Origin of the sequence: Hylemonella gracilis str. Niagara R (assembly GCF_000600295.1) — a bacterium.
GTDB lineage: Bacteria > Pseudomonadota > Gammaproteobacteria > Burkholderiales > Burkholderiaceae_C > Hylemonella > Hylemonella gracilis_A.
Window position 1 is genome coordinate 616397 of sequence record NZ_JEMG01000001.1, and the last position, 22327, is coordinate 638723.

At 67.5% G+C, this 22327-nt stretch carries 17 protein-coding genes and 1 tRNA gene; 3 read left to right on the plus strand and 15 right to left on the minus strand.

Going from position 1 to position 22327, the window contains the following annotated elements; genetic code table 11:
* The first annotated feature begins 1 nt into the window (after position 1).
* Positions 2–1054 (plus strand): adenosine deaminase, encoded by a 1053-nt coding sequence (locus tag AZ34_RS02845; RefSeq protein ID WP_035604602.1) that lies wholly within the window; start codon positions 2–4, stop codon positions 1052–1054.
* 7 nt (positions 1055–1061) lie between these two features.
* On the opposite strand, the gene AZ34_RS02850 is transcribed toward AZ34_RS02845, so the two are convergent.
* The 8 genes from AZ34_RS02850 to fdnG form a co-directional block, all read right to left on the minus strand.
* Entirely contained in the window at positions 1062–2306 is a 1245-nt protein-coding gene (locus AZ34_RS02850) for a tetratricopeptide repeat protein (protein WP_035604604.1), read from the minus strand.
* A 30-nt stretch (positions 2307–2336) separates the two neighbouring features.
* Positions 2337–2429, minus strand: a tRNA-Sec gene (locus AZ34_RS18165).
* 33 nt (positions 2430–2462) lie between these two features.
* Positions 2463–4526 (minus strand): selenocysteine-specific translation elongation factor, encoded by a 2064-nt coding sequence (gene selB, locus AZ34_RS02855; RefSeq protein WP_035604612.1) that lies wholly within the window; start codon positions 4524–4526, stop codon positions 2463–2465.
* 139 nt (positions 4527–4665) lie between these two features.
* Positions 4666–6147 carry an L-seryl-tRNA(Sec) selenium transferase gene (selA, locus tag AZ34_RS02860; RefSeq protein ID WP_051509482.1) on the minus strand — a complete coding sequence of 494 codons (1482 nt, stop codon included), beginning with the start codon at positions 6145–6147 and terminating at the stop codon, positions 4666–4668.
* Between the two features lie 59 nt (positions 6148–6206).
* Complete coding sequence (gene fdhE / locus AZ34_RS02865) at positions 6207–7238, minus strand: formate dehydrogenase accessory protein FdhE (RefSeq protein ID WP_035604614.1); 1032 nt, start codon at positions 7236–7238, stop codon at positions 6207–6209.
* Between the two features lie 68 nt (positions 7239–7306).
* Positions 7307–7933, minus strand: coding sequence for a formate dehydrogenase subunit gamma (locus AZ34_RS02870; RefSeq protein ID WP_035604617.1), 627 nt, complete (start codon positions 7931–7933; stop codon positions 7307–7309).
* Between the two features lie 2 nt (positions 7934–7935).
* The gene (gene fdxH / locus AZ34_RS02875; protein ID WP_035604619.1) at positions 7936–8850 is read right to left on the minus strand and encodes a formate dehydrogenase subunit beta; all 915 of its coding nucleotides are present in this window, start codon (positions 8848–8850) and stop codon (positions 7936–7938) included.
* 11 nt (positions 8851–8861) lie between these two features.
* A complete protein-coding gene (gene fdnG / locus AZ34_RS02880; RefSeq protein WP_155831704.1) occupies positions 8862–11948 on the minus strand; it encodes a formate dehydrogenase-N subunit alpha in 3087 nt (1028 codons plus the stop codon).
* Between the two features lie 277 nt (positions 11949–12225).
* Here fdnG and AZ34_RS02890 point away from each other — a divergent pair, with 277 nt between their 5' ends.
* Positions 12226–13365: a BMP family ABC transporter substrate-binding protein gene (locus AZ34_RS02890; RefSeq protein ID WP_035604624.1), complete on the plus strand. Its 1140-nt coding sequence runs from the start codon at positions 12226–12228 to the stop codon at positions 13363–13365.
* A 31-nt stretch (positions 13366–13396) separates the two neighbouring features.
* Here the strand turns inward: AZ34_RS02890 and AZ34_RS17500 are convergent, their stop codons facing one another.
* Positions 13397–14551: a diguanylate cyclase gene (locus tag AZ34_RS17500; RefSeq protein WP_051509483.1), complete on the minus strand. Its 1155-nt coding sequence runs from the start codon at positions 14549–14551 to the stop codon at positions 13397–13399.
* A 62-nt stretch (positions 14552–14613) separates the two neighbouring features.
* Between AZ34_RS17500 and guaD the strand changes: the two genes are divergently transcribed.
* Complete coding sequence (gene guaD, locus AZ34_RS02900) at positions 14614–15927, plus strand: guanine deaminase (RefSeq protein ID WP_035610711.1); 1314 nt, start codon at positions 14614–14616, stop codon at positions 15925–15927.
* A 184-nt stretch (positions 15928–16111) separates the two neighbouring features.
* On the opposite strand, the gene AZ34_RS02905 is transcribed toward guaD, so the two are convergent.
* The 6 genes from AZ34_RS02905 to lptB form a co-directional block, all read right to left on the minus strand.
* A complete protein-coding gene (locus AZ34_RS02905; protein WP_051509484.1) occupies positions 16112–16570 on the minus strand; it encodes an OsmC family protein in 459 nt (152 codons plus the stop codon).
* Complete coding sequence (locus AZ34_RS02910; protein ID WP_081767052.1) at positions 16503–17060, minus strand: PIN domain-containing protein; 558 nt, start codon at positions 17058–17060, stop codon at positions 16503–16505. Before AZ34_RS02910 ends, AZ34_RS02905 begins: the two co-directional genes overlap by 68 nt.
* Positions 17061–17133: 73 nt before the next feature.
* Complete coding sequence (locus AZ34_RS02915; protein ID WP_051509485.1) at positions 17134–18240, minus strand: NAD(P)H-dependent flavin oxidoreductase; 1107 nt, start codon at positions 18238–18240, stop codon at positions 17134–17136.
* Complete coding sequence (locus AZ34_RS02920; protein WP_035604626.1) at positions 18224–19510, minus strand: THUMP domain-containing class I SAM-dependent RNA methyltransferase; 1287 nt, start codon at positions 19508–19510, stop codon at positions 18224–18226. The genes AZ34_RS02915 and AZ34_RS02920 overlap by 17 nt, the downstream gene beginning before the upstream one ends.
* A 144-nt stretch (positions 19511–19654) precedes the next feature.
* Positions 19655–21319, minus strand: a complete 1665-nt coding sequence (gene rpoN / locus AZ34_RS02925; RefSeq protein WP_035604629.1) for an RNA polymerase factor sigma-54 — start codon at positions 21317–21319, stop codon at positions 19655–19657.
* Positions 21320–21464: 145 nt separating this feature from the next.
* Positions 21465–22322 carry an LPS export ABC transporter ATP-binding protein gene (gene lptB / locus AZ34_RS02930; protein WP_231495446.1) on the minus strand — a complete coding sequence of 286 codons (858 nt, stop codon included), beginning with the start codon at positions 22320–22322 and terminating at the stop codon, positions 21465–21467.
* Positions 22323–22327 lie beyond the last annotated feature (5 nt).

The following is a 22327-nucleotide window of genomic DNA, read 5'->3' on the forward strand; positions in this document are numbered from 1 at the left end:
GATGATGACGACCACGAACTTCTCCGCCATCCCCGCCGCCCGCCTGCCCGAGCTGCTGCGTGGCATGCCCAAGGCCGAGCTGCACATGCACATCGAAGGCTCGCTAGAACCCGAGCTGATCTTCCAACTAGCGCAGCGCAACGGTGTTTCAATTCCCTATGCGAGCGTGGAGGAGCTGCGTCGCGCCTACGCCTTCACCGACCTGCAGAGTTTCCTCGACATCTATTACGCGGGCGCCAGCGTGCTGCTGCAAGAGCAGGATTTCTACGACATGGCCTGGGCCTACTTCGAGCGCGCCGCAGCCGACCAGGTGACGCGCGCCGAACTGTTCTTCGATCCTCAGACCCATACCGCGCGTGGTGTGCCCATGGCCACCGTCATCCAGGGCCTGCACCGGGCCTGCATCGACGCGGAGCACAAACTCGGCATCAGTGCCGCGCTCATCCTCTGCTTCCTGCGCCACCTGAGCGAGGAGGATGGCCTGGCCACGCTGGAGGCCGCCCTGCCTTACCGTGACCAATTCATCGGCGTGGGACTGGACAGCAGCGAGGTCGGACATCCGCCCGAGAAATTCACCCGCCTGTTCGCGCGTTGCCGAGATCTGGGTCTGCGCATCGTGGCCCACGCGGGCGAGGAAGGCCCGCCGGCTTACGTCTGGGGCGCGCTCGACCTGCTGGGTGCCGAGCGGATCGACCATGGCGTGCAGTCGGTGAAGGACCCAGCGCTCATGCAACGGCTCGCGAGGGACCGTGTGCCCCTGACGGTCTGCCCCTTGTCCAACCTCAAGCTCTGCGTGTTTCCGACGCTCGCGCAGCACAACCTCGGTGCCTTGCTGGACGCAGGCCTGTGCGCCACGGTGAACTCCGACGACCCGGCTTATTTCGGCGGTTACGTCAATGAGAACTACCTGCAGACCTTCGCCGCCCTGCCGGCCTTGCATGCGGGCCACGCTTACACGCTGGCACGCAACAGCTTCGAAGCCAGCTTCATGAGCGACGCGGACAAGCAGCGCGAAATCGCGCGGCTGGACGCTTACTTCGCGGCGTTTGCATGAAGTGCCATTAATCCCGGCGCAGATAGACATAGGCCCCTGCCACGGCTTGCCGCTGGTCGTGGCGCAGCACCTCTTCCTGCATGTGCATCACGGTCAGCCCGTGCCGCGCCGCCAGCGCACGCAGATAGCCCAGGGCATGGGCGTAGCGCATGCTGCTGCGCAGTTCCATTCCTTGCGCCGCTGTGGCTTGCGCGCCAGGTGTTTCGACCGTGAAAGCCAACCAGCCGCCGGGCCGTAGCCACTGCGCCATCGCAGCGTACACGCGGTCCAGCGCGCCGAGGTAGATGAAGACGTCCGCGGCAAGCACCAGGTCAAAGGGCTGCTCGGGCGGCGTGGCCAGAAACTCGTGGATGTCCACCAAGTGCAGCACGTCGTACACCTGGCGCGCACGCGCCTTCTCCAGCATCGCGGGTGAGAGGTCAACGCCTTCCAGGACGTCGTGGCGCAACAGCAAGGTGGCGCGCAGATGAGCGCCGCACAAGCCCGTGCCGCAGCCCAAGTCCAGCACGCGCGCAAAGCGCGTTCCCGCCTCGGGCGGCAGCAGGTCAATCAGGCGTTCGTGGCCGCGATAGCCCAGTTGCCGCACCAGGTGCTCGTCGAACTGCTCCGCGTATTGGTCGAAGAGTTGCCGCACGTAATGCGGCGGCGTGGCGGTGATCGCGTGGGCATCGCCCTGCATCGCGGCCAGAAAGTAGTGGAGCATGTCTGCGTCCCCGCCGCGTGCCAGCGCTTCCCGATAACAACGCTCGGCGTCCTCATGCCGGCCGACCTGGCGGTACTCATTGCCCAGCTCGGTCCAGGCGTCGGGCAGCTGAGCGTCGGCATGCAGGGCGCGCTGGTAGGCGGTGATGGCTTCGGCACCCCGGTTCAGGCGCGACAGGCATTGCGCGTACTGCGCGCGCGGGATGGCGCCGGTTTCGCCAAGCGCGAAGCAGCGCTCCAGGCTGGTGAGGGCGGGCTGGTACTGCGCCAGCGCCAGTTGCGCCTGGGCCAAGGCACGCCAGGCGCCCAAGGTCTCGGGTGATGCCGGCGCATGCGGGTCGAGCGCGGCGCGCAGCAGCGGCTCGGCCTCGGCGTGACGCTTCAAGACCACGCGCGCGATGCCCAGGTTCTGCATCAGCGAGGGGCGTCCGGGCGCCAGGACCAGGGCTTGCGCGAACAACTGTTCGGCCCTTCCCCAGTCACCCGCTTGCGTGAGGGACAGACCTTGCTGAAACAGGGCCTTGGCTTGTTCGGTCGGGTGGGCGCTCATGCGTGGAAATGAAGCGTGGTGAGCTCAGGGCGGAAAGCAGCAGGAGTCGAACCTACCAGGGAGCGACTGACGCCCCCTACCGGGTTTGAAGCCCGGGCGCACCACCGGGTGCGTGTGCCTTCCTTCGGCGCATCATCGGTGTGATTCTAGATGCGCTCAGGCGACGCCCTGCCAGCTCACGCCGGGCCGCAGCAGGTGCGCGTCGCGCACGCGGCGCGTGTAGCCCACGCGGTCGAAATACTCCAGCACCTGGATGGCCCGCTTGCGGCCCAGGCCGGTGGCGTCGCGGAACCGGGCCGCCTCCACGGCGCCCTGCGTGGCCGGCACCGCCACCGCGTCCACGCTCTCTTGCGCCGGGCCTGACGCCGCCTCGACCGCCAGCCGCGCAATCAGCGCGGCCAGTTCGTCCATGCGTTCGGCGCTGTAAAACAGATCCTTGACCACCTGGTGCAGCGCGCCCTGCCGCGCGAGCTTACGCAGCAACTGCCGCACCACCTCCTCGCCGACCTGGAAGTCCCGCGCGAGGTCGCGCACCCAGGGCGGGTCGTAACCTTCGACCGGGCTCGCGCCGCGCAGCGCGGGCAAAAGCCGCTCGGCCAGCGTCTGTTCGGCCGCGCTCAGCTCGACACGGTGCGTGGGCAGGTGCAGCCAGGCCCCGCTTTGCGCCAGCGCGCCTTCGGCCAGCAAGGCCGCCAGCAGCCCTTGCCAGAGCGCGTCGCCCTGCGCCTGCGTGGCCGCGTTCAGGTTCGGCAAGGCCATGCGGCGCAGGCGCGCGGCGTTGACGCCGGGCTCATCGGGTGATTGGGTGTGCAGGCGCGTTAAGGCGTCGAGCACCTGCGCGCGTAGGCCCTGCCAGTGCGCGGTAGCGACGAGCAGCGCATCGCCCTCGGCCAAGGGCAGCGCCAGCACGTCCGCGGGCCAGGCCAGTGATTCGGGAGGGCGACCGAGCAACAGGGCCAGGTGGTTGCGTGTCAGGCCGTGTGGCGCATGGTCCAGCAGGGGGGCAAGCCCGCCATCGTGCAGGGCCGCCTGCAGCGCGTCCAGCCAGGCCAGTCGCGCGGGGCTGCGGCGTTTGCGTTCGGGTGCATACGGGTCCAGCACCTGGCCGCCGCCCAGGGTACGGCTGGCCTGCGCGTTGCGCAGGATGTAGCGGTCGCCCGCCGTGGCGTACACATCGGCGTCGAAAACCAATTGCACACGGGTCCCCTTGGCCGCGGGCGCATCGGATGGTTGGTCCGCCGTGTCTGTGTTTCGCTGGCTGTCCCCGTGGCGCACGAGGTCGCCCTCCAGCGGTACCGCATGCGCGAGGTGGTGGGCCGCGCCCAGGTGCACATGCACCGGCGTCCAGGCACGGATCTCCGCGCCGGGCAGCAGCTGCAAGCGCACGTCCATGCGCCGGGTGGCCCGCAGCGCGGGTGCGTCGGCGATCCAGTCGCCACGCTGGATCGCATCTTTCTCGATGCCCGCGAGAGCGAGCGCTACCCGTTGGCCTGCGTGGCCGCTCGCGCTGGCGCGGTTCTGCGCGTGAATGCTGCGCACGCGCGCCAACTGGCCGCTGGCCGAATGGCGCAGGCTGTCGCCGATCCGGGCCGTGCCGCCGAATACCGTGCCGGTGACCACCGTGCCTTGGCCCGCGAGGGTGAACACCCGGTCGACCGCGAGGCGGAACAACCCGTCATCCGGCCGCGCCGCATGCGCGCGCGCGCGCTCGAAAAGGTGGGCGCGCAGCGCGGCCACGCCAGGGTCGCCGTCGCGCGTGGCCGTGGTTTCAAACAGCGCGGCGCCGGCCAGGGGCGTGCCGGCCAGCAGGGCCTGCAACTCGGCGCGCACGGTGGCGATGCGTGCGGCGTCCACGCGGTCGGTCTTGGTCAGGGCGATGCTGCCTTCGCGCACACCCAGCAGCAGGGCGATGGCGAGGTGCTCGCGGGTCTGCGGCATCACGCCGTCGTCGGCCGCCACCACGAGCAGCGCGTGGGCTATGCCCGCCACGCCGGCGGCCATGGTGTGGACGAATTTCTCGTGGCCGGGCACATCAATGAAGCCCAGCACCTCGCGGGCATCCTCGCCCGTGGTCTGGGGCAGGGGTATGTAGGCATAGCCCAGCTCGATGGAGATGCCACGCGCCTTTTCTTCCTTGAGCCGGTCGGTGTCCACGCCGGTGAGCGCCCGCACCAGTGTGGTCTTGCCATGGTCAATATGACCCGCGGTTCCGACGATCACGAGCGGCTCCCCCCCAGGCTGCGCGCACTGCGTGTCGCTGCGCCACCCCCCTCAAGGGGGCGCTCCCGGCGGCCCGGCAAAGCCGGTTCCACGGGAGCCCGCGTATGGCCTGCTCCGCGGCCATTGGAGGTCTGCACGGTCATGCTTTTGGTGGTGTTTGCAAATGTGCAAGCTGTGCGATGAAGTCCGCTTCGTCTTGCGTTTCCAGGCAGCGCAAGTCCAGCCAGAGCGCGTGGTCGGCGACACGGCCGATCACGGGGCGGGGCAGTTCGCGCAAGGCGGATTCGAGGTGGGCCAGCGCGCGGCCCGCGCCCTTGGCCTGCGCGGGCTGGATGCGCAGGCCGTGGCTGGGCAGGGTGTCCGAGGGCAGGGCGCCGCTGCCGATCTGGCTGAACATGGGGGCCGTGTCCACGGTGTAAGCGGCGCCCAGGGCCGCCTGCAGCAGGGGCATCAACGTCTCGGCCTGGGCGCGCATCTGCGCCTGCGGGCGCGTGAAGAGGCGCAGCGTGGTCAGGCGCTCGGCCAGGCGCTCGGGAGTGAGGTAGAGGCGCAGCACCGGCTCCAGCGCGGCCAGGGTCAACTTGCCGACGCGCAGCGCGCGCTTGAGCGGGTTCTTCTTGATCTTCGCGATCAGGTCCTTGCGGCCCACGATCAGCCCGGCCTGCGGACCGCCCAGCAGCTTGTCGCCGCTGAAGGTGACGAGGTCGGCGCCCGCGGCGATGGTCTCGTGCACGGTGGGCTCGTGCGGCAAGCCCCAGCGTGACAGATCGACCAGGGTGCCGCTGCCCAGGTCCACCACCAGCGGCACACCCTGCGGGTGCGCCGCGCTGGCCGCGTGGGCAATGTGAGCGACCTCGCTTTCGGACACGCTTTTGGTGAAGCCGGTCACCGCGTAATTGCTGGTGTGGACCTTCATCAGCAGGGCGGTGCGCGGCGTGATGGCCTCGGCGTAGTCCTTGGCATGGGTGCGGTTGGTGGTGCCGACCTCGACCAGGGTCGCACCCGCGCGTTTCATGATGTCTGGGATGCGGAAGGCACCACCGATTTCCACCAGCTCACCACGCGAGACGATGACTTCTTTTCTCGCGGCCAGCGCGTTGAGCGTGAGCAGCACGGCGGCGGCATTGTTGTTGATCACCGTCGCGGCTTCGGCGCCGGTGAGTTCGCGCAGCAGTTCGTCAACCAGATCGTCGCGGTCGCCGCGTCCGCCGGTCGCCAGATCAAACTCCAGATTTGCGGGTGCGGTCAGCGTGCGCACCACGGCCTGCACCGCGTCGTCGGGCAGCAGGGCGCGGCCCAGGTTGGTGTGCAGCACCGTGCCGCTGAGGTTGAACACGGCACGCAGGCGCGGCGCGAACTTCGCCTCCAGGCGGTGCGCGACGGTGCCGGCCAGGGTTTCGGTGCTGGCATGGGTGTCCAGTTGCTCGGCCGTGAGTGCACCGGCCTGGACCTGCGCGCGCAAGCCGTCCAGCACGGCGCGCAGCGTGGCGGTGACCTGGCCTAGTCCGTACTGCGCGGACAGGGTGCGCAGCGGCGGTTTGGCCAGCACGCGATCGACGGAGGGCAACTTGGCCAGCAGGCCGGGGCCGCGACTGGGGGATTCGGTGGAGGATGAACTCATCACTCGCGCAAGAGGGTGGTGGACCGTCAGGCTATCACGTTGGTGTGTGCTCGCACAGGTTATTCAGCGGCGAAGGCCAGCAGCGGATTGGCACCGGCGCGGGCGTAGGGGGTTTCGCTCATCAGCAAGTCGAGTGTCAGCGTGGCCAGGTCGTCGGCCAGCGGTTCGGCCAGCGGGTCTTTTTCCTGGTTGACGATCTTGCGGTAGCCGTGGCAATGGTCGCAAGTTTCCGCCAGCACGACCTGCTGTTCCTTCTTGTCGCTGGTGTTCTTGCGAACGGCATCTGCGTCGGTGTCCTCTGCCTGGCTTTCGACGCCCTGGTAGTGGATGCCTGCGGTCGATTCGCAGTGGCTGCATTTGACGCGCACCATGTGCCACTCGGTGGCGCACAGGCCGCAGTGCAGGTAGCGGTGGCCGGCGGACTGGCCGCCGATGCGCAGCACGCTGACCACGGGTGGGGCCGCGCAGACGGGACAGATGCTGGCCGGGTCGGTGTAGGGAACATCGGCCGCGCGCAGATGGCTGGCGCGGTGGGTGTACGTGACTTGCAGCGCGGCCAGCACCAGGGGTTGCAGGGCCAGTTCCTCGGCCTCGGTGGATTTGCCGGGTGTCTGCAGCAGGGCCAGGCGCGTGACCATGCGATGCGCCAGCGCGTCGATATCCTCTTCGCCCAGACCACGCAGGCGCGTGACCAGGCTCTGGATGGCCTCAGGCAGGGGCTCGGCCGGCTGCTTCGACGAAGCGCCACCTTGTTCCAGCGCGTCCAGCAGCTGGACCAACACCTCGCGCCAGGTCGGATCGATGTGTTCGGCGGCCGGCAACAGGGGCATGGAATGCGCTTGCGCGCGCGCGATCTGTTGCACCTGGGCGTCGCTGAAGGACAGCGGCGCCAGCGTGGCCGCGACCTTGCCTTGGGCACGCACCAGGCGGGCCGCGAAGCGCAGGTAGTCGGCGATCGGGTTGCCCTCCGCCAGCTGGCTCAGACGCGCGGCGCGGTCGGTGTAGAGGCTGGTCGGCTCGGGCAGGCGCACGCGGGTGAAGGCGGTGTGGTCGAGCGCCTCGATGTCGCCGGGTTGGAGGATGCGTTGCATGGGGATCCTGGAAAACAAAACGCCGCCGGGTCATCGGCGGCGTGGGTGCGGGAACCGGAAATCCGTCGTCAGCGATTGTCGCCGGTCTTCTCGCGGTACCAGCCACGGTGGTGCTGCTTGGCCCAGGCGCGGGTGACGGTGCCGTAGAGCATGGCGCGGATGGTGCCGCGCGTCCAGATCGCGGCGTAGACGTGCAGGATGATCAGGCCGATCATGCCCACCGCCGCGATGGCATGCAGCACGGAGGCCAGGCGAACCAGCGTCACGGGCAGGTCGAACCAGGCCCGCCACATCAGCACGCCGCTGATCAGCAGCACGGCCATGCAGGCCACCAGGCCCCAGAACAGCACTTTTTGGCCGCCGTTGTACTTGCCCTGCTCGGGCATGTCGTGGTCGTTGCCATCCACCATCTTGCGCACGTTCTTCAGCCATTCCTTGTCGCGCGCTTCGATGACATTCAGTCGCCAGAAGCGCAGGAACATCATGACGAAACCCACGGCCATGACCAGGCCGATGTACGGATGCAGGATGCGCGTCCATGGTCCGCCCCCGAACAGCTGCGTGAGCGGGTAGAAGGCGGGATGGAAGAAGGCCAGGCCCGAGAGCGCCAGCAGGATGAAGCAGATGCCCACGGCCCAGTGGTTGGCGCGCTCTGAGGCCGTGTAGCGTTGCAAGTCGCGGGGATTGCGTTGCATGGTCAGGCCTCCTTCGCTTTCTGGTCTTCGCGTTCCATCTCATCCTCCAGTTCCTTGGAGACTTCGTTGGGACCCTTGGTGATGTAGTGGAACAGGCCACCCAGCGCGGCCGCGCCGAGCGCGAACATCGCCAACGGCTTGGCCACGCCCTTCCACAGGCTGACCATGGGGCTGATCTTCGGCTCGTCGGGCAGGTCTGCGTAGAGCGAGGGCTGATCGGCATGGTGCAGCACGTACATCACGTGCGTGCCGCCCACGCCGGCCGGGTCGTACAGGCCGGCCTTCTCAAAACCACGCGACTTCAGGTCCTCGATGCGCTCGGCGGCCTGGTCCTTCATCGCGTCCTTGGTGCCGAACATGATGGCGCCAGTCGGGCAGGTCTTGACGCAGGCCGGTTCCTGGCCCACGGCCACGCGGTCGGAGCACAGCGTGCACTTGTAGGCCTTCTTGTCTTCCTTGGAGATGCGCGGCACGTCGAAGGGGCAGCCGGTCACGCAGTAGCCGCAGCCGATGCAGTGCTCCTCCTGGAAATCCACGATGCCGTTGGCGTACTGCACGATGGCGCCCGGCGAGGGGCAGGCCTTCAGGCAGCCGGGGTCGGCGCAGTGCATGCAGCCGTCCTTGCGGATCAGCCACTCCAGGTTGCCCGTGGCCGTGTTCTCGTACTCGGTGAACCGCATGACGGTCCAGGAGTGCTCGGTCAGGTCCATGGGGTTGTCGTAGACACCGTGGTTGGAGCCGACGTCCTCGCGAAGGTCGTTCCACTCCATGCAGGCGGTCTGGCAGGCCTTGCAGCCGATGCACTTGGACACGTCGATGAGCTTGGCGACCTCGCCCGAATGCGCCTCGCGGATGCTGGGCGACGGGGTCGTGGTGGCGGAGCGACGCACGATGTCGAGAGATTGCAATGACATGATGTGTGCTCCCTTTACGCTTTCTCGACCTTGACCAGGAAGGTCTTGAACTCGGGCGTGTTGGTGTTGCCGTCGCCGACGAACGGCGTCAGCGTGTTCGCCAGGTAGCCCTTCTTGGTCACACCCGTGAAGCCCCAGTGGATGGGGATGCCCACGTGGTGCAGCGGCTTGCCATCGACCTGCATTGGCTTGATGCGCTTGGTGACCAGTGCCACGGCCTCGATGTGGCCGCGCTTGGACGAGACCCGGATGCGCTCGCCGGTCTTCACGCCCACCTCCTTGGCCAGGGCCTCACCGATTTCGACGAATTGCTCGGGCTGTGTGATGGCGTTGAGCACGGCGTGCTTGGTCCAGAAGTGGAAGTGCTCCGTCAGCCGGTAGGTGGTGCCCACATGCGGGAAATCCTTGGCCTCGCCGAAGGTCTTCCAGATCTCCGGGAACACGCGGGCGGCCGGGTTGCTGGTCGCCTTGGTGTTTTTCGGGTTCAGCGGGTTGTAGCCCAGCGGTGTGTCGAAGGGTTCGTAGTGCTCAGGGAAGGGGCCTTCGTTCATGCCCTTGCGCGCAAAGAAACGCGCCACGCCTTCGGGGTTCATGATGAAGGGGCCCGCGCCACTCTCGGGCTTGAGCGTGCCGCCGAAGTCCGGCACGTCCGCGCCGCCCCAGCCGCCCGCGCCGCCGTTGGCGGCAGGGTTCCAGGCCACCAGCTTGCGCTTGGCGTTGAAGGGCTTGCCGCTGGGGTCGCAGGAGGCGCGGTTGTAGAGCACGCGGCGGTTGGCTGGCCAGGCCCAGGCCCAGTTCAGCGTGTTGCCGATGCCGGTGGGGTCGCTGTTGTCGCGGCGCGCCATCTGGTTGCCGGCGGTCGTCCACGCGCCGGCATAGATCCAGCAGCCGCCGATCGTCGTGCCGTCGTCGCGCAGTTCACCGAAGCCGGAGATCTGCTCGCCCGCCTTGCGCAGCACCTTGGTCTTGTCCGCCGGATCGACCAAGTCGACCAGCGCGCGGCCGTTGTACTCCTTGGCCACTTCCTCGGGCGTGGGTTCGTCGGCGTGCGCGTAGGGCCACCACAGGTTCTGGATGGGGTCGGGGAACTTGCCCCCTTCCTTGGCGTACAGCGCCTTCATGCGCTGGTGCAGCCCGGACATGATGCGGATGTCCGTGCGCGCCTCGCCCGGGGGCTCGGCCGCCTTCCAGTGCCATTGCAGCACGCGCGAGGAGCTGACGACCGCGCCGTCCTCCTCGGCGAAGCAGGTGGTCGGAAGACGGAACACCTCGGTCTGGATCGAGGCCGTGTCCACGTCGTTGTACTCGCCGTGGTTCTTCCAGAACTCGGCGGTCTCGGTGGCCAGCGGGTCCATCACGACCAGGAACTTGAGCTTGGACAGCCCGTCGCGCACGCGGCCCTTGTCGGACAGCGAGGCAATGGGGTTGAAGCCCTGGGCGATGTAGCCGTTGACCTTGCCCTGGTGCATCAGCTCGAAGACTTGCAGCATGTCGTACTGCTTGTCGAGCTTGGGCAGGTAGTCGTAGGCCCAGTTGTTCTCCTTGGTGGCGGCGGGGCCGTACCAGGCCTTCATCAGGCTGACGTGGAACTTGCCGTAGTTCTGCCAGTAGCTCATCTGGTTGGCGCGCAGGGGTTTCTGCGCGCGCACCTCGATGTACTTGGCATAGTCCTGCTCGGCCTGGCCCGGCAGCGAGAGGTAGCCCGGCAGGCTGGCCGACAGCAGGCCCAGGTCCGTCAGGCCCTGGATGTTGCTGTGACCGCGCAGCGCGTTCATGCCGCCGCCGGCCACGCCGATGTTGCCGCACAGCAGCTGCACCATGGCGCCGGTGCGCAGCATCTGCGCACCCGTGCTGTGCTGCGTCCAGCCCAGCGCGTACAGGATGGTGGCCGCGCGGCCCGCGACGGCTGTCGAGGCGAACTGCTCGGCCACGTGCAGGAATTTGTCCTTGGGCGTGCCGCAGACGCGTTCCACCATCTCGGGCGTGTAGCGCGCGTAGTGTTTCTTCATCAGCTGGAAGACGCAACGCGGGTGCTGCAGCGTCGGATCCGTCTTGACGAAACCGTCCGCGCCCAGCTCGTAATCCCAGCTGGCCTTGTCGTAGGTGCGCCTGTCGGGGTTGTAGCCGGAGAAGATGCCCTCGTCGAACTTGAAATCCTCGCGCACGATGAAGGTGAAGTCCGTGTAGGCCTTCACGTACTCGTGGTGGATCTTGTCGTTCGTCAGCAGGTAATTGATGATGCCGCCCAGGAAGGCGATGTCACTGCCAGAGCGGATCGGCGCGTAGAAGTCGGCCACGGACGCCGAGCGGTTGAAGCGCGGGTCCACCACCATGAAGTGCGCCTTGTTGTGCGCCTTCGCCTCCGTCACCCACTTGAATCCGCAGGGGTGCGCCTCGGCGGCATTGCCGCCCATGATCAAAATCACATCCGCGTTCTTGATGTCGACCCAATGGTTCGTCATCGCTCCACGGCCAAACGTCGGGGCAAGACCTGCCACCGTCGGGCCGTGTCAGACACGGGCTTGGTTGTCGAACGCGAGCAGGCCCCAGGAACGGGCGACCTTGTGGGTGATGTAGCCGGCTTCGTTGCTAGAGGCCGATGCCGCGAGCATGCCGGTGGTGAGCCAGCGGTTGACCGTCAGGCCGTCCGCCGTCTTTTCGACGAAATTGGCATCGCGGTCGGCTTTGAGCAGCTTGGCGATGCGGTCCAGCGCCTCGTCCCAGGACATGCGCTTCCACTCGTTGGAGCCGGGCGCGCGGTACTCGGGGTAGAGCAGGCGGTTGGGACTGTTGATGATGTCCAGCAGACCCGCGCCCTTGGGGCACAGCGTGCCGCGGTTCACCGGGTGGTCCGGATCGCCCTCGACGTGGAACACGGTGGAGCGCACGTTCTTCGAGCCGTCTCCGTGCGAGTACATCAGGATGCCGCAACCGACCGAGCAATACGTGCAGGTCTGGCGGGTGACGGTGGCGGCGGAGAGTTTGTACTGTCGGACGTCGGCCAAGGCGGTGGCGGGCGAAAAGCCCATCAGCGCCAGGCTCGAACCCGCCAGCGTGGTGCCAGTCACTTTCATGAACTGGCGTCTGGAGAGCTGCACCATGGGGGCACCTTCTTTTCGTGTTGAAAGGAAGAGGCGGCGCACCAGCCTGGCGACGACGTTGCCTCAAGCGTGGGGCGGATTCTAGGAGGACTTTTTCAGTTTTCCAGGGTTCTTACCCTGGCATGGCTCGCCTGCAATTGATAAGCACTTGCAACAACATGCGAACACGCTGCAGCGTTGCGTCGTGGCGCCCTGGAACTTCGTGGGAAAATCAGCCTGCGCGCGGCTGTGTCCCAGGCCGCGCGCGTTTTATTCCGGGACCATGTAGAGGAACACCATGTACAAAAACCTCGTGGCCGCGCCCTGTCTGGCGTTGGCGGCCGCCTTGTTTTGCCCCCCTGTTTTTTCCCAGTCCACGCGGCCTTCGGCGCCCGCGTCCGTCACTGCGCAGACGCCAGGGGCAGCCCAGGCGCCCCTCAAGGCGGCCTTTGTGTATGTCGCCCCGCTCACCGACGCAGGCTGGGTGCGCCAGCATGAGGAAGGCCGTCTGGCCGTCGAGGCTGCGTTCAAGGCCAGTGGCAAGGTCAGCACCAGCTATGTGGAGAACGTGCCCGAGGGCGCGGATGCCGAGCGCGTGATCCGCGACTTGGCTCAGCAAGGCAACAAGATCATCTTCACCCCCAGCTTTGGCTACATGGAACCGACGCTGCGCGTAGCGGCGGAATTCCCGGATGTGAAGTTCGAGTCGATCACCGGCTACAAGACCGCGCCCAACGTGGCTGCGGCCAACGCGCGTTATTACGAAGGCCGTTACCTCGCGGGCGTGGCGGCAGGCCGTCTTGCCACCCAGGCCGGTTACGTGGCGGGTTTCCCGATCCCCGAGGTGCTGCAGGGCATCAACGCCTTCACCTTGGGCATGCGCTCGGTCAATCCCCAGGCCACGGTGCGCGTGCTCTTCATCAGCGAATGGTTCAATCCGCCCAAGGAGCGCGAAGCGGCCATGAGCCTGCTCAACCAGGGCGCCCAGGTGCTGGTCTTCCACACCGGCAGTCCGGCGGTGATGATCGCCGCGCAGGAGCGCGGCGCCCTGGCCGTGGCCTACCACTCCGACATGCGCAAGGTCGCGCCCGATGCGCAGATCGTCGCCGTTACCCATCAATGGGGCGACTACTACACCCGCCGCGTGCGGGCCGTGCTGGACGGGACGTGGAAGAGCGGCAACGTCTGGGGCGGTGTGAAGGAGGGCATGATCCGCGTCGACGGTTTTGGCCCCAAGGTGCCGGCTTCGGTGCGCGAGGAAGTGTTGGCTCGCCAGCGCGACATCGCTTCGGGCCGCCTGCACCCTTTTCAGGCCGTGGACGATGTGCGCGACAACGAAGGCCGGGTGGTGATCGCCCGAGGGCAGAGGCTGGACGACGCGCAGATCCTGGGCATGAATTGGTTGGCCGAGGGCGTGCTGACCCGCTTGCCGAAATGACCGTGGCATGCCGAGCGATGCACCGGAGCGCTCACTCCGCTAGCGTCACGCGGTTGCGCCCGCCCTGCTTGGCGGCGTAGAGCGCGGCGTCGGCGCGCGCCAGCAGGGATTCCGTGCTTTCGTTCGGCTGGCGCTGCGCGACGCCGATGGACACCGTGATCGGCACCGGCGGCTCGGCGATCAAGGGCATGCCCGCGATGGCGGCGCGCACCCGTTCGGCGATCAGCATGGCCTTGGGGGCGTCGGTGCCGGGCAGCAGCACGGTGAACTCCTCGCCGCCGTAACGCGCGAACAAGTCGGGTTTGCGCAGTTGCTTGCTGGTGCGGACCGCGAACGCCTTGAGGATTTGGTCGCCCACGTCATGTCCGTGCGTGTCATTCACGCGCTTGAAATGGTCCAGGTCCAGCATCAGCACCGAGAGCGGCCGGTCCCGCCGATCGTTGAGCCCGCCGGCCTGCCAGCGGCTCGACAGCGTGCTGTCCAGCTGACGCCGGTTGGCCAGGCCTGTCAGTGCGTCGGTCTCGGCATCGCGGCGCGCGACACGCAACAGGCCAGCCAGACGCTCGTTCTTCGCGGTGTTTTTCAGCTGCAGGCGCATGGCTTCCTCCGCGGAATGGCCGATGCGGCGCATGTGCCAAGTCAGCAGCACAAGGCCAAGGATCAGGCCCAGGGTGATGCCCAGGTGCGGCAGATCCGGGAACCGCCAGAGGGTATGGCCCAGCAGGACGCCAAACAAGCCCCCAAGATAGGCGGAGTGAGCGCGGACGTAAGACACGTAGATGGGGGCCGTCAAGGCGGCGACTCCACACAGAACCACGATCAGCCAGGGCAGGAGCGCATCGCTGCCGCTGTCTCGCAGCAACAGGGGCACCATGGACGCCCAGGCCATGCCATCGAGTGCCGCCGCCCCGAAAAGCATCCAACCGTGGCGGCGCCGTTGCGGGGAGGGCAGGCGCAGCAGGAGGGTCAGCAGCAGCAGCGCGACCATCCAGCTGATCGCGAACCCGCCCAGCCACCAGGCCAGCTGTTGCAGGGGCACGCGATCCCAGCAGATCCACCCCATCAGCAGCCAGCCCAAGGGCGTGGTCAGGAGCAGCATGCGCAGATCCTGGGCGCAGCGCCTGAAGCCGAGTTCCAGCGCGACGTTCTTCGACGTGCGGTTGGCGGTTGGCGGCTTGGTGCGCATGAACCAAGATGCTAATGGGTTTCGGCTCGAATCGGTCCGGAAAGGTTAAGCTCATCGGCATGATGCATGCCTATCGAGCCGCGCTGTTGCGTTTCAATCAACAAGGCCAAGTTCTTTACGATGAGGACGGATTGCTCGTCATTGGCCCGGACGCCACGGGACGTCAGGTCGTGCAGCTTGCGGGGGATTTCCGTGCCCTGGAAGCCGCGCTTGCCAGAGACTTTCCGGGGCTCCCGGTCACCCATTGGCCGGGCCGCATCCTGGCGCCGGGGTTCATCGACCTGCACATCCACTACCCGCAGACCGATGTGATCGGCTCACCTGCCGACGGTCTGCTGCCCTGGCTGGAGAACTACACCTTCCCGCACGAAAGCCGCTTTGGCGACCCCGCTTACGCCGCGGAAGTCGCGCGCTTCTTTCTCGACGAGCTGCAGCGCCACGGCGTCACGACCGCGCTGACCTTCGCGACTTCCCATCCCCAGTCTGTGGATGCCTTGATGACCCAGGCTCAGGCGCGAGGCCTGCGCCTGATCACGGGCAAGGTCCTGCAGGACCGCCATTCTCCCGACGGTGTACGCGATGACACCGAACAAGGTCTGATCGACACCGAAGCCTTGATCCGCAAGTGGCACGGTGTGGACCGCCTGGGTTATGCCATCACCCCGCGCTTCGCGCCTACCTCCAGCGAGCGGCAACTGCGTGGCGCCGGTGAATTGGCCGCGAAGTACAAGGATGTCTGGATTCAGTCCCATGTGGCCGAGAACCGCGACGAGATCGCCTGGGTGCGTGAGTTGTTTCCCCAGTCCCGCAGCTACCTTGCTGTTTATGAAGACTTCGGACTGCTGCGCGAGCGCGCCGTCTATGCCCACTGCATCCATGTCGATGACATGGACCGTGCCCTGATGCGCGACCGCGGCGCGGTGGCCGCCGTCTGCCCGACGAGCAACCTGTTCCTGGGCAGCGGCTTCTTCGATTACACCGGCGCGGACCGTGTGGGTCACGCATATGGCCTGGCCAGCGACGTGGGCGGTGGCACCAGCTTCAGCCCCTTTCGCACCATGCTGGCGGCCTACTACGTGGGGCGCGAAGGTGCTGCCAAGCCGGGCCTGTCCTTGAGCCCGCAACGGCTCTGGTGGCTGCACACGGCGGGCGCCGCCAAAGCCCTGGGGCTGGAGGGTGTGATCGGCAATCTGCAGCCCGGCCACGAGGCCGATTTCCTCGTGCTCAACCCCGCCGCCACGCCCCTGCTCGCGCGCAAGACCGCGCAGGCGCGCAACCTCGATGAGTTGCTGTTCGCGTTGATTGTTTTGGGGGACGAGCGGGTGGTGGAGCGCGTGGCCGTCAATGGCGCCTGGGCCGCGCCAGCGCCCGCATGAGCGCGGAGGATCGTGGGCCATGACGATGTCGCTGCGAGTGGGCCGTCCTGTCAGCGTCGCGACGGCGGCGGTGGCGGTTCTCGTGTGGTTGATCGCGTTACTCAGCCTGGGTGGCTGGGCCTACAACCGGTTCACCTGAGCCGCTCGTCAACGCGAAAGAGCGTGCGTAAGACCGCGCTTCAACTTACTTCAGCTGCTGGCCTGACGCATCTTTCACGCTGAGGCGCAGCGGTATGCCCTGGGCCACGCTCATGCCCACGGTGCAGAAGTCCTCGAACTGGGCGAGCACGCGGTCCAGGTGTTCCAGCTGGCTGGCGGGCACGCCCAGCGTCAGCGCCACGTCCAGGCGCAGCACGCGCAGGCGGTTCTGCTCGTTGCGGCCGATCTCGGCGCGCACCTCGCAGCCGATGGGCTCGGGCTGCTGCTTGAACTTGCGCAGCGCGAACAGCAGGGAGTCGGCCATGCAGTTGCCCACGGCAGCGCAGAGCAGTTGCACCGGCGATGGCCCGGCGCCTTGGCCGAGCGGCGGGTTTTCATCGGTCAGCAGCGTGGGGCTGGGCGCGCCGAAATCGATGTCAAATTGATAGTCCTGACGTTGGCGCAGGACCGCGTGGGGGGCTGTGTTCGGGCTGTCGTTGCTCATGGGGGGGTGCTGACCTTATGCAAAAAACCAAGGTGTCCGCAGCATAGTCCAGTTGGGTGGAGACGATCACCCCATGTGCCGCCAGTCTTTTCTTGAGCTTGAGCACGGCCTTGTCCTTGCTCAGCAGCAGGGCGGCGCCGCTGGCCGAACCCAGCTGGTACGCGAGGTCGATGAACTTCTGGTCGTCGGCGTCCTTGCAGGTGTAGGGCGCCTTGACTGCCACCTCCATCAACTCTACCTGTGCGTCGTAGTCGGCCAGCAGGACGTCAGCGGGGCGCTGGTGGAAGTCCATGCGCGCGGCGATGTGGGGGTAGGCCAGCACGCGGCGCAGTTCCTCGCGCATCACCGCGGTCGCCACCCAACGCAGTTGCCCGGTATCCAGGGCGGTGCGCAAGGCGGGTGTGGCCGGGTCGGAGAAAAGCAGCAGATCGAGCACGACATTGGTGTCGAGAACCAGCGCAGGGTTGGCTGGGCGAGCGGGCGTACTCATGCTCAGCCTTTCAACGGGCGCGGTGAAGCGGATGTTGAATGGAGCCTCGCCCCCACGACCGTTGTCATGGCGGTCAATCGCGCAGGCCCTGCGCGAGGGCGTGGGTGACTTCGGCGGCGCCGAAGGCCCTCTCTGTCGGCAAGCCACTGAGGTTCTGCCCGCACCAGAGCGGCGAAAAATCGCCCAGGCCGGCTTTCTCGGCGGCGGCGCGCAGGGGCGCGATGGCCGCCGTCGCCAGCGGAAAGGCGGGTGCTTTGTTGTGCAGGGGTCCGAGTTCGCGCATGGCGCGGTTGACCAGGCCGCGTGCCGCGCCGCCAGTGAACAGCGTGGTCAGCGTCGTGCCCTGCGTGGCTTGGCCCTTGGCGAGGCGCCGGGCCTCGGCCTGCAGCGCGGCGCGGTGCACGGCGCTGGTGCTGGCTTCGGGGCAGAGCAGGTAGGCCGTGCCGGCCTGCACGCCCCAGGCGCCCAGGGCCAGGGCGGCAGCCACGCCTTGGGCATCAACGATGCCGCCGGCCGCGATCACGGGGATGCGCACCGCCCGCGCGATCTGGGGCAGCAAGGCGAAGGTGCCCATCTGGGTGCTGACATCACGCGACAGGAAATGGCCGCGGTGCCCGCCCGCTTCCAGGCCCTGGGCGATGACGGCATCCACACCTTGCTGCTCCAGCCACAACGCTTCCTCCACCGACGTCGCGCTGGAGAGAATTTTCGAACCCCAGCCGCGCACGCGCGCCAGCAGTTCGGGCGCGGGCAGGCCGAAGTGGAAACTCACCACCGGCGGGCGGAAGGACTCCACCAGGTCGGCCAGGGCCGCACTGAAGGGGCTGCGGCCCGCGCCTGCGGGCACCTGCGCCGGATCGATGCCGTATTCGGCGTAATAAGGGGCGAGGCTGGCGCGCCAGGCGGCTTCGCGTGCCGCGTCCGGCTCGGGGGGCTGATGGCTGAAGAAGTTGAGGTTCCAGGGGCGGCCCTGACTTTGTTCGCGCAACACGGTCAGCTCGGCGCGCAGTGCCTCGGGCGTGAGCGCGGCGGCGGGCAGCGAGCCTAGGCCACCGGCCGCGCACACAGCCAGTGCCAGCACGCTGCCTTGCGAGCCCGCCATGGGCGCCTGAATGATGGGCAGTTCGGTGCCTAGCAGCGCGGTCAGTTGCCGGGTTCGGGTGTCATGGGCTGGGGGCATGGGGGGACGTCTCCATTCTTCCGGCCACGAGGTCGAAGCGGAACAGCCGGCATTCGATGGGTCCGTTCCACAGCGGCACTCGCCGGGTTTCCTTGAAGCGCATGCGGCCTGGCAGCTTGAGGTCGGGCGTGAGCACCCAGGCCGTCCAGCCCGCGTAGTTCTTCTTCCAGTGCGCGGCCAGACGGGAGAAAAACTCGCCGCCGTCCTCGGTCTGCGCGGTCTCACGCACCGCGCGCGCGCCATTGTCCGCGCTTTCCTGCACCGCCACGCCAGCACGGCCTCCACGCGCGACACCGGCCACCGCGATGCGCTCGTTGTAAGGCGGGTTGAGCAGCAGCACGCCGGGTGTCGAGCTTGGCGGCATGCGCTGCAGCGCGTCGCCGCCGCGGAATTCCACGGCCTTGCCCACGCCCGCGCGCTCGGCGTTGCGCTGTGCGAAGTCCACCATGCGGTGGGCCACGTCGCTGCCGAATACCAGGGGCTCGCTCAGGGGAGTGATCGCCGCATCGGCTTCTGCCTTGATGCGTTGCCAGGCTGCGGCCTGGAAGGGCAGCAGCCGTTCGAAGCCGAAGCGACGCTGCCGACCCGGGGCCATGTGGCAGGCGATCTGCGCGGCTTCGATGGCGATGGTGCCGCTGCCGCAGCAGGGGTCGTAGAGCGGCAGTGGCGCCGCACCTGGGTTCCAGACGCCACCCCAGCCGGACGCGGCCAGCATCGCCGCGGCCAGCGTTTCCTTCAGCGGGGCCTCGCCCTTGTCCTCGCGCCAGCCGCGCTTGAACAGCGGTTCGCCCGAGGTGTCGATGTAGAGCGTCACGTGCTCGCGTGTCAAGTGCGCGTGGATGCGCGCATCGGGCCACTGCGTGTCCACGTCCGGGCGCGCGCCTCCCTTGGCGCGAAATCGGTCGGCCACCGCGTCCTTGATGCGCAGCGTGGCGAAGTTCAGGCTCTTGAGCGGGCTGTGCTGGGCGGTAAGCTCGATCTTGAAGCTTTGCTTGGCGGTGAACCACAGTTCCCAGGCCACGCCGCCGGCGGCGTCGTAAATGTCCTGTTCGTCGCGGTAGGGTCGGTGGGCCAGTTGCACCAGCACGCGCTGACTCAGGCGGCTGTGCAGGTTGAGTTTGAGCGCGTCGTGCCAGCTGGCGCGCACCGCGACACCCCCGCGACCCTTGCGCAGGGCTTCGTCGGAAACGCCCGTGATGGCCAGGACCTCGGTCGCGAGAAAATCCTCCACGCCAGCGGCGCAGGGCAGGAACAGTTGCAGATCATTCATGAGAAAGAAGGTGTTGTGCGCACCGCATCGTAAAAGCGCGGCAGCCGCAGAACTGGCTTTGCCAGGCTGCCGGCTGCGCCCCCTCGCGTAGCAGAGGGGGGTGGCGTAGCGAACGAAGGGAGCGAAGCCTGGGGGTGAAGACGCTCATAGCGTCTTCCGCAGATTTGCCGGGGCGATCTTCAGCGTTTCGCGGTACTTGGCCACGGTGCGGCGCGCGCACTCGATGCCTTGTTCCTTGAGCATGTCCGAGAGTTGGCTGTCGGACAGCGGCTTCTTGGGGTTCTCCGCGCCCACGAACTGCTTGATCAGCGCGCGCACGGCGGTGCTGGAGGCGCTGCTTCCGGATTCGGTGCCCAGGCCGGAGCCGAAGAAGTACTTGAGTTCGTAGGTGCCGTAGGGCGTGGCCATGTACTTGGCCGTGGTCACGCGGCTGATGGTGGATTCGTGCAGGCCCAGTTCGTCGGCGATCTCGCGCAGCACCAATGGGCGCATGGCCAGTTCACCGTGCACGAAGAAGCTCTTCTGCCGATCCACGATGGCATTGGCCACGCGCAGGATGGTGTCGAAGCGCTGCTGAATGTTCTTGATGAACCAGCGCGCTTCCTGCAGGCGCTGCTGCAGCGCGGCGTGGCTGCTGGAATCCCGCGTGCCACCGCCCGACCCGCGCTGCCCCTTGAGCGCGTTGGCGTAGATGTCGTGCACGCGCAGGCGGGGCATCACGTCGGGGTTGAGCATCACGCGAAAGCGCGCGTTGCTCGCATTGCCGCCCACACGCTGGACCAGCACGTCGGGCGTGATGATGTGGCGTTCCACGTCGACGAAACGGCGTCCGGGCTTGGGCTCCAGGCGCGCGATCACGGCCAGGGCCTCGCGCGTCAGCGCCTCGCCCGCCGCGCCAGCGCCGCCGGTGAGCTGGGTGAGTCGGCGCAGGTCACGCCGCGCCAGCAGCTCGGGGGGCTGCTCGATCAGTCGCAGCGCCTGGGCCAGGGTCTGCCGCAGCGTTCCGCAGCTGTCTTGCGTGCCGGTGGTCGGCACAGGCGCGGGCGGCAGTTCCAGCATCCGCTGCTGCAACTGCAGGCGCAGGCATTCGCTGAGCGAGCGTGCACCCACGCCCGAGGGGTCCATCTGGTGCAGCAGGCGCAAAGCGAGCTGGAAGTGTTCCAGCAGCTCGCCCAGTTGCGTGAGGTCCTCGCCCGCCAGACTGGTGGCCAGCGCTTCGAGCGAGTCTTCCAGGTAGCCGTCGTCGTTGAGCGACTCGATCAGGAAAAGCAGCGCGGCGCGGTCGGGCGGAGCCAACCGCAGGGCCAGGGCCTGCTGGCGCAGATGGTCCTGCAGGGTTTCGTGCGCGCGCGCCAATTCAGTGGCATCCGCAGCGTCGTCGTCGTCCTGCTTGCCGTTGCGCGGGGGGGCATCGCCACCCCATTCGCTGTCATCGGGCGCCAGCTCCACGCTGCCGTCACCCTCCCAGTCGCCGTCGCGCGTCAGGTCCCCCGCAGGGGCTTCTTCGCCGGACAGTTCCGGTGCCTCGTGGCCTGCGTCCTGCGCGTGATCGGAAGTGACTTCCATCGACGTGCCGCCCGCCGTGTCACCGTGGTCGTCGTTCATCGGCGGGGCGTCGGCCTGGTCCAGGCCAAAGGCTTCGCGGTCGGCGCTGTCGTCGGCGCGCTCCAGGAAGGGGTTCTCGTCCAGCAACTGCTCCACTTCCTGGTTCAGCTCGAGCGTGGACAACTGCAGCAGGCGTATGGATTGCTGCAGCTGGGGCGTGAGCGCCAGGTGCTGGGAGATGCGCAGCGAGAGGCTTTGCTTCATGCGCGTGCTCGCTGCGGCCAGGTTTGGGGCGGCGTCGGCGCGTGCCGCATGCTGCTTCTGCCTTCCCACCCGTGGGCCGGACAGCGCTGGTGCGCGCCCGGGAGGACGCTGCTGCGCGCGTTGACGGGCTGGATGGGCATGGGGATCACATCTTGAAGTTCTCGCCGAGGTACACGCGGCGTACATCGGCGTTGTTGATGATCTCTGAGGGTGTGCCCTCGGCCAGCACCCGGCCTTCGCTGATGATGTAGGCGTGGTCGCAGATGCCCAGCGTCTCGCGCACATTGTGGTCAGTGATGAGCACGCCCAGACCACGCGATTTCAGGAAGCTGATGATGCGCTGGATCTCGATCACCGCGATGGGGTCGATGCCCGCGAAGGGTTCGTCCAGCAGGATGAAACGCGGCTGCGTGGCCAGCGCGCGCGCGATCTCCACGCGGCGCCGTTCGCCACCCGAGAGCGCGAGCGAGGGGGACAGGCGCAGCTTTTCGACACGCAGGTCTTGCAGCAGGCTGGTGAGGCGCCGTTCGATCTCGTCGCGCTTGAGGCGCTTGCCGTGTTCGTCATGCTGCAGCTCCAGCACGGCGCGCACATTGTCCTCGACGTTGAGCTTGCGAAAGATGGACGCTTCCTGTGGCAGGTAGGACAGGCCCATGCGCGCGCGCTGATGGATGGGCATGTGCTCCACGCGCTGGCCGTCGATTTCGATGGCCCCCGCGCTGGCGCGCACCAGGCCCACGATCATGTAGAAGCTGGTGGTCTTGCCCGCGCCATTGGGGCCGAGCAGGCCGACCACCTCGCCCCGGCGCACGGCGAGCGAGACATCCTTGACGGCCTCGCGGCTGCCATAGAACTTCTTGAGGTGGCGCGCTTCCAGACGGCTGGGTTGCGCAGCGTCGGGGCCGGCGGTGTCGGGCAGTAGGGCGGTGGCCGTTTCCTTGCCCGTGGTGCTCGGGGCGGCGGGCGGCGCCGGGTTCGTGGGGGAGGGGTGGAGTTCGCTCATGCGTG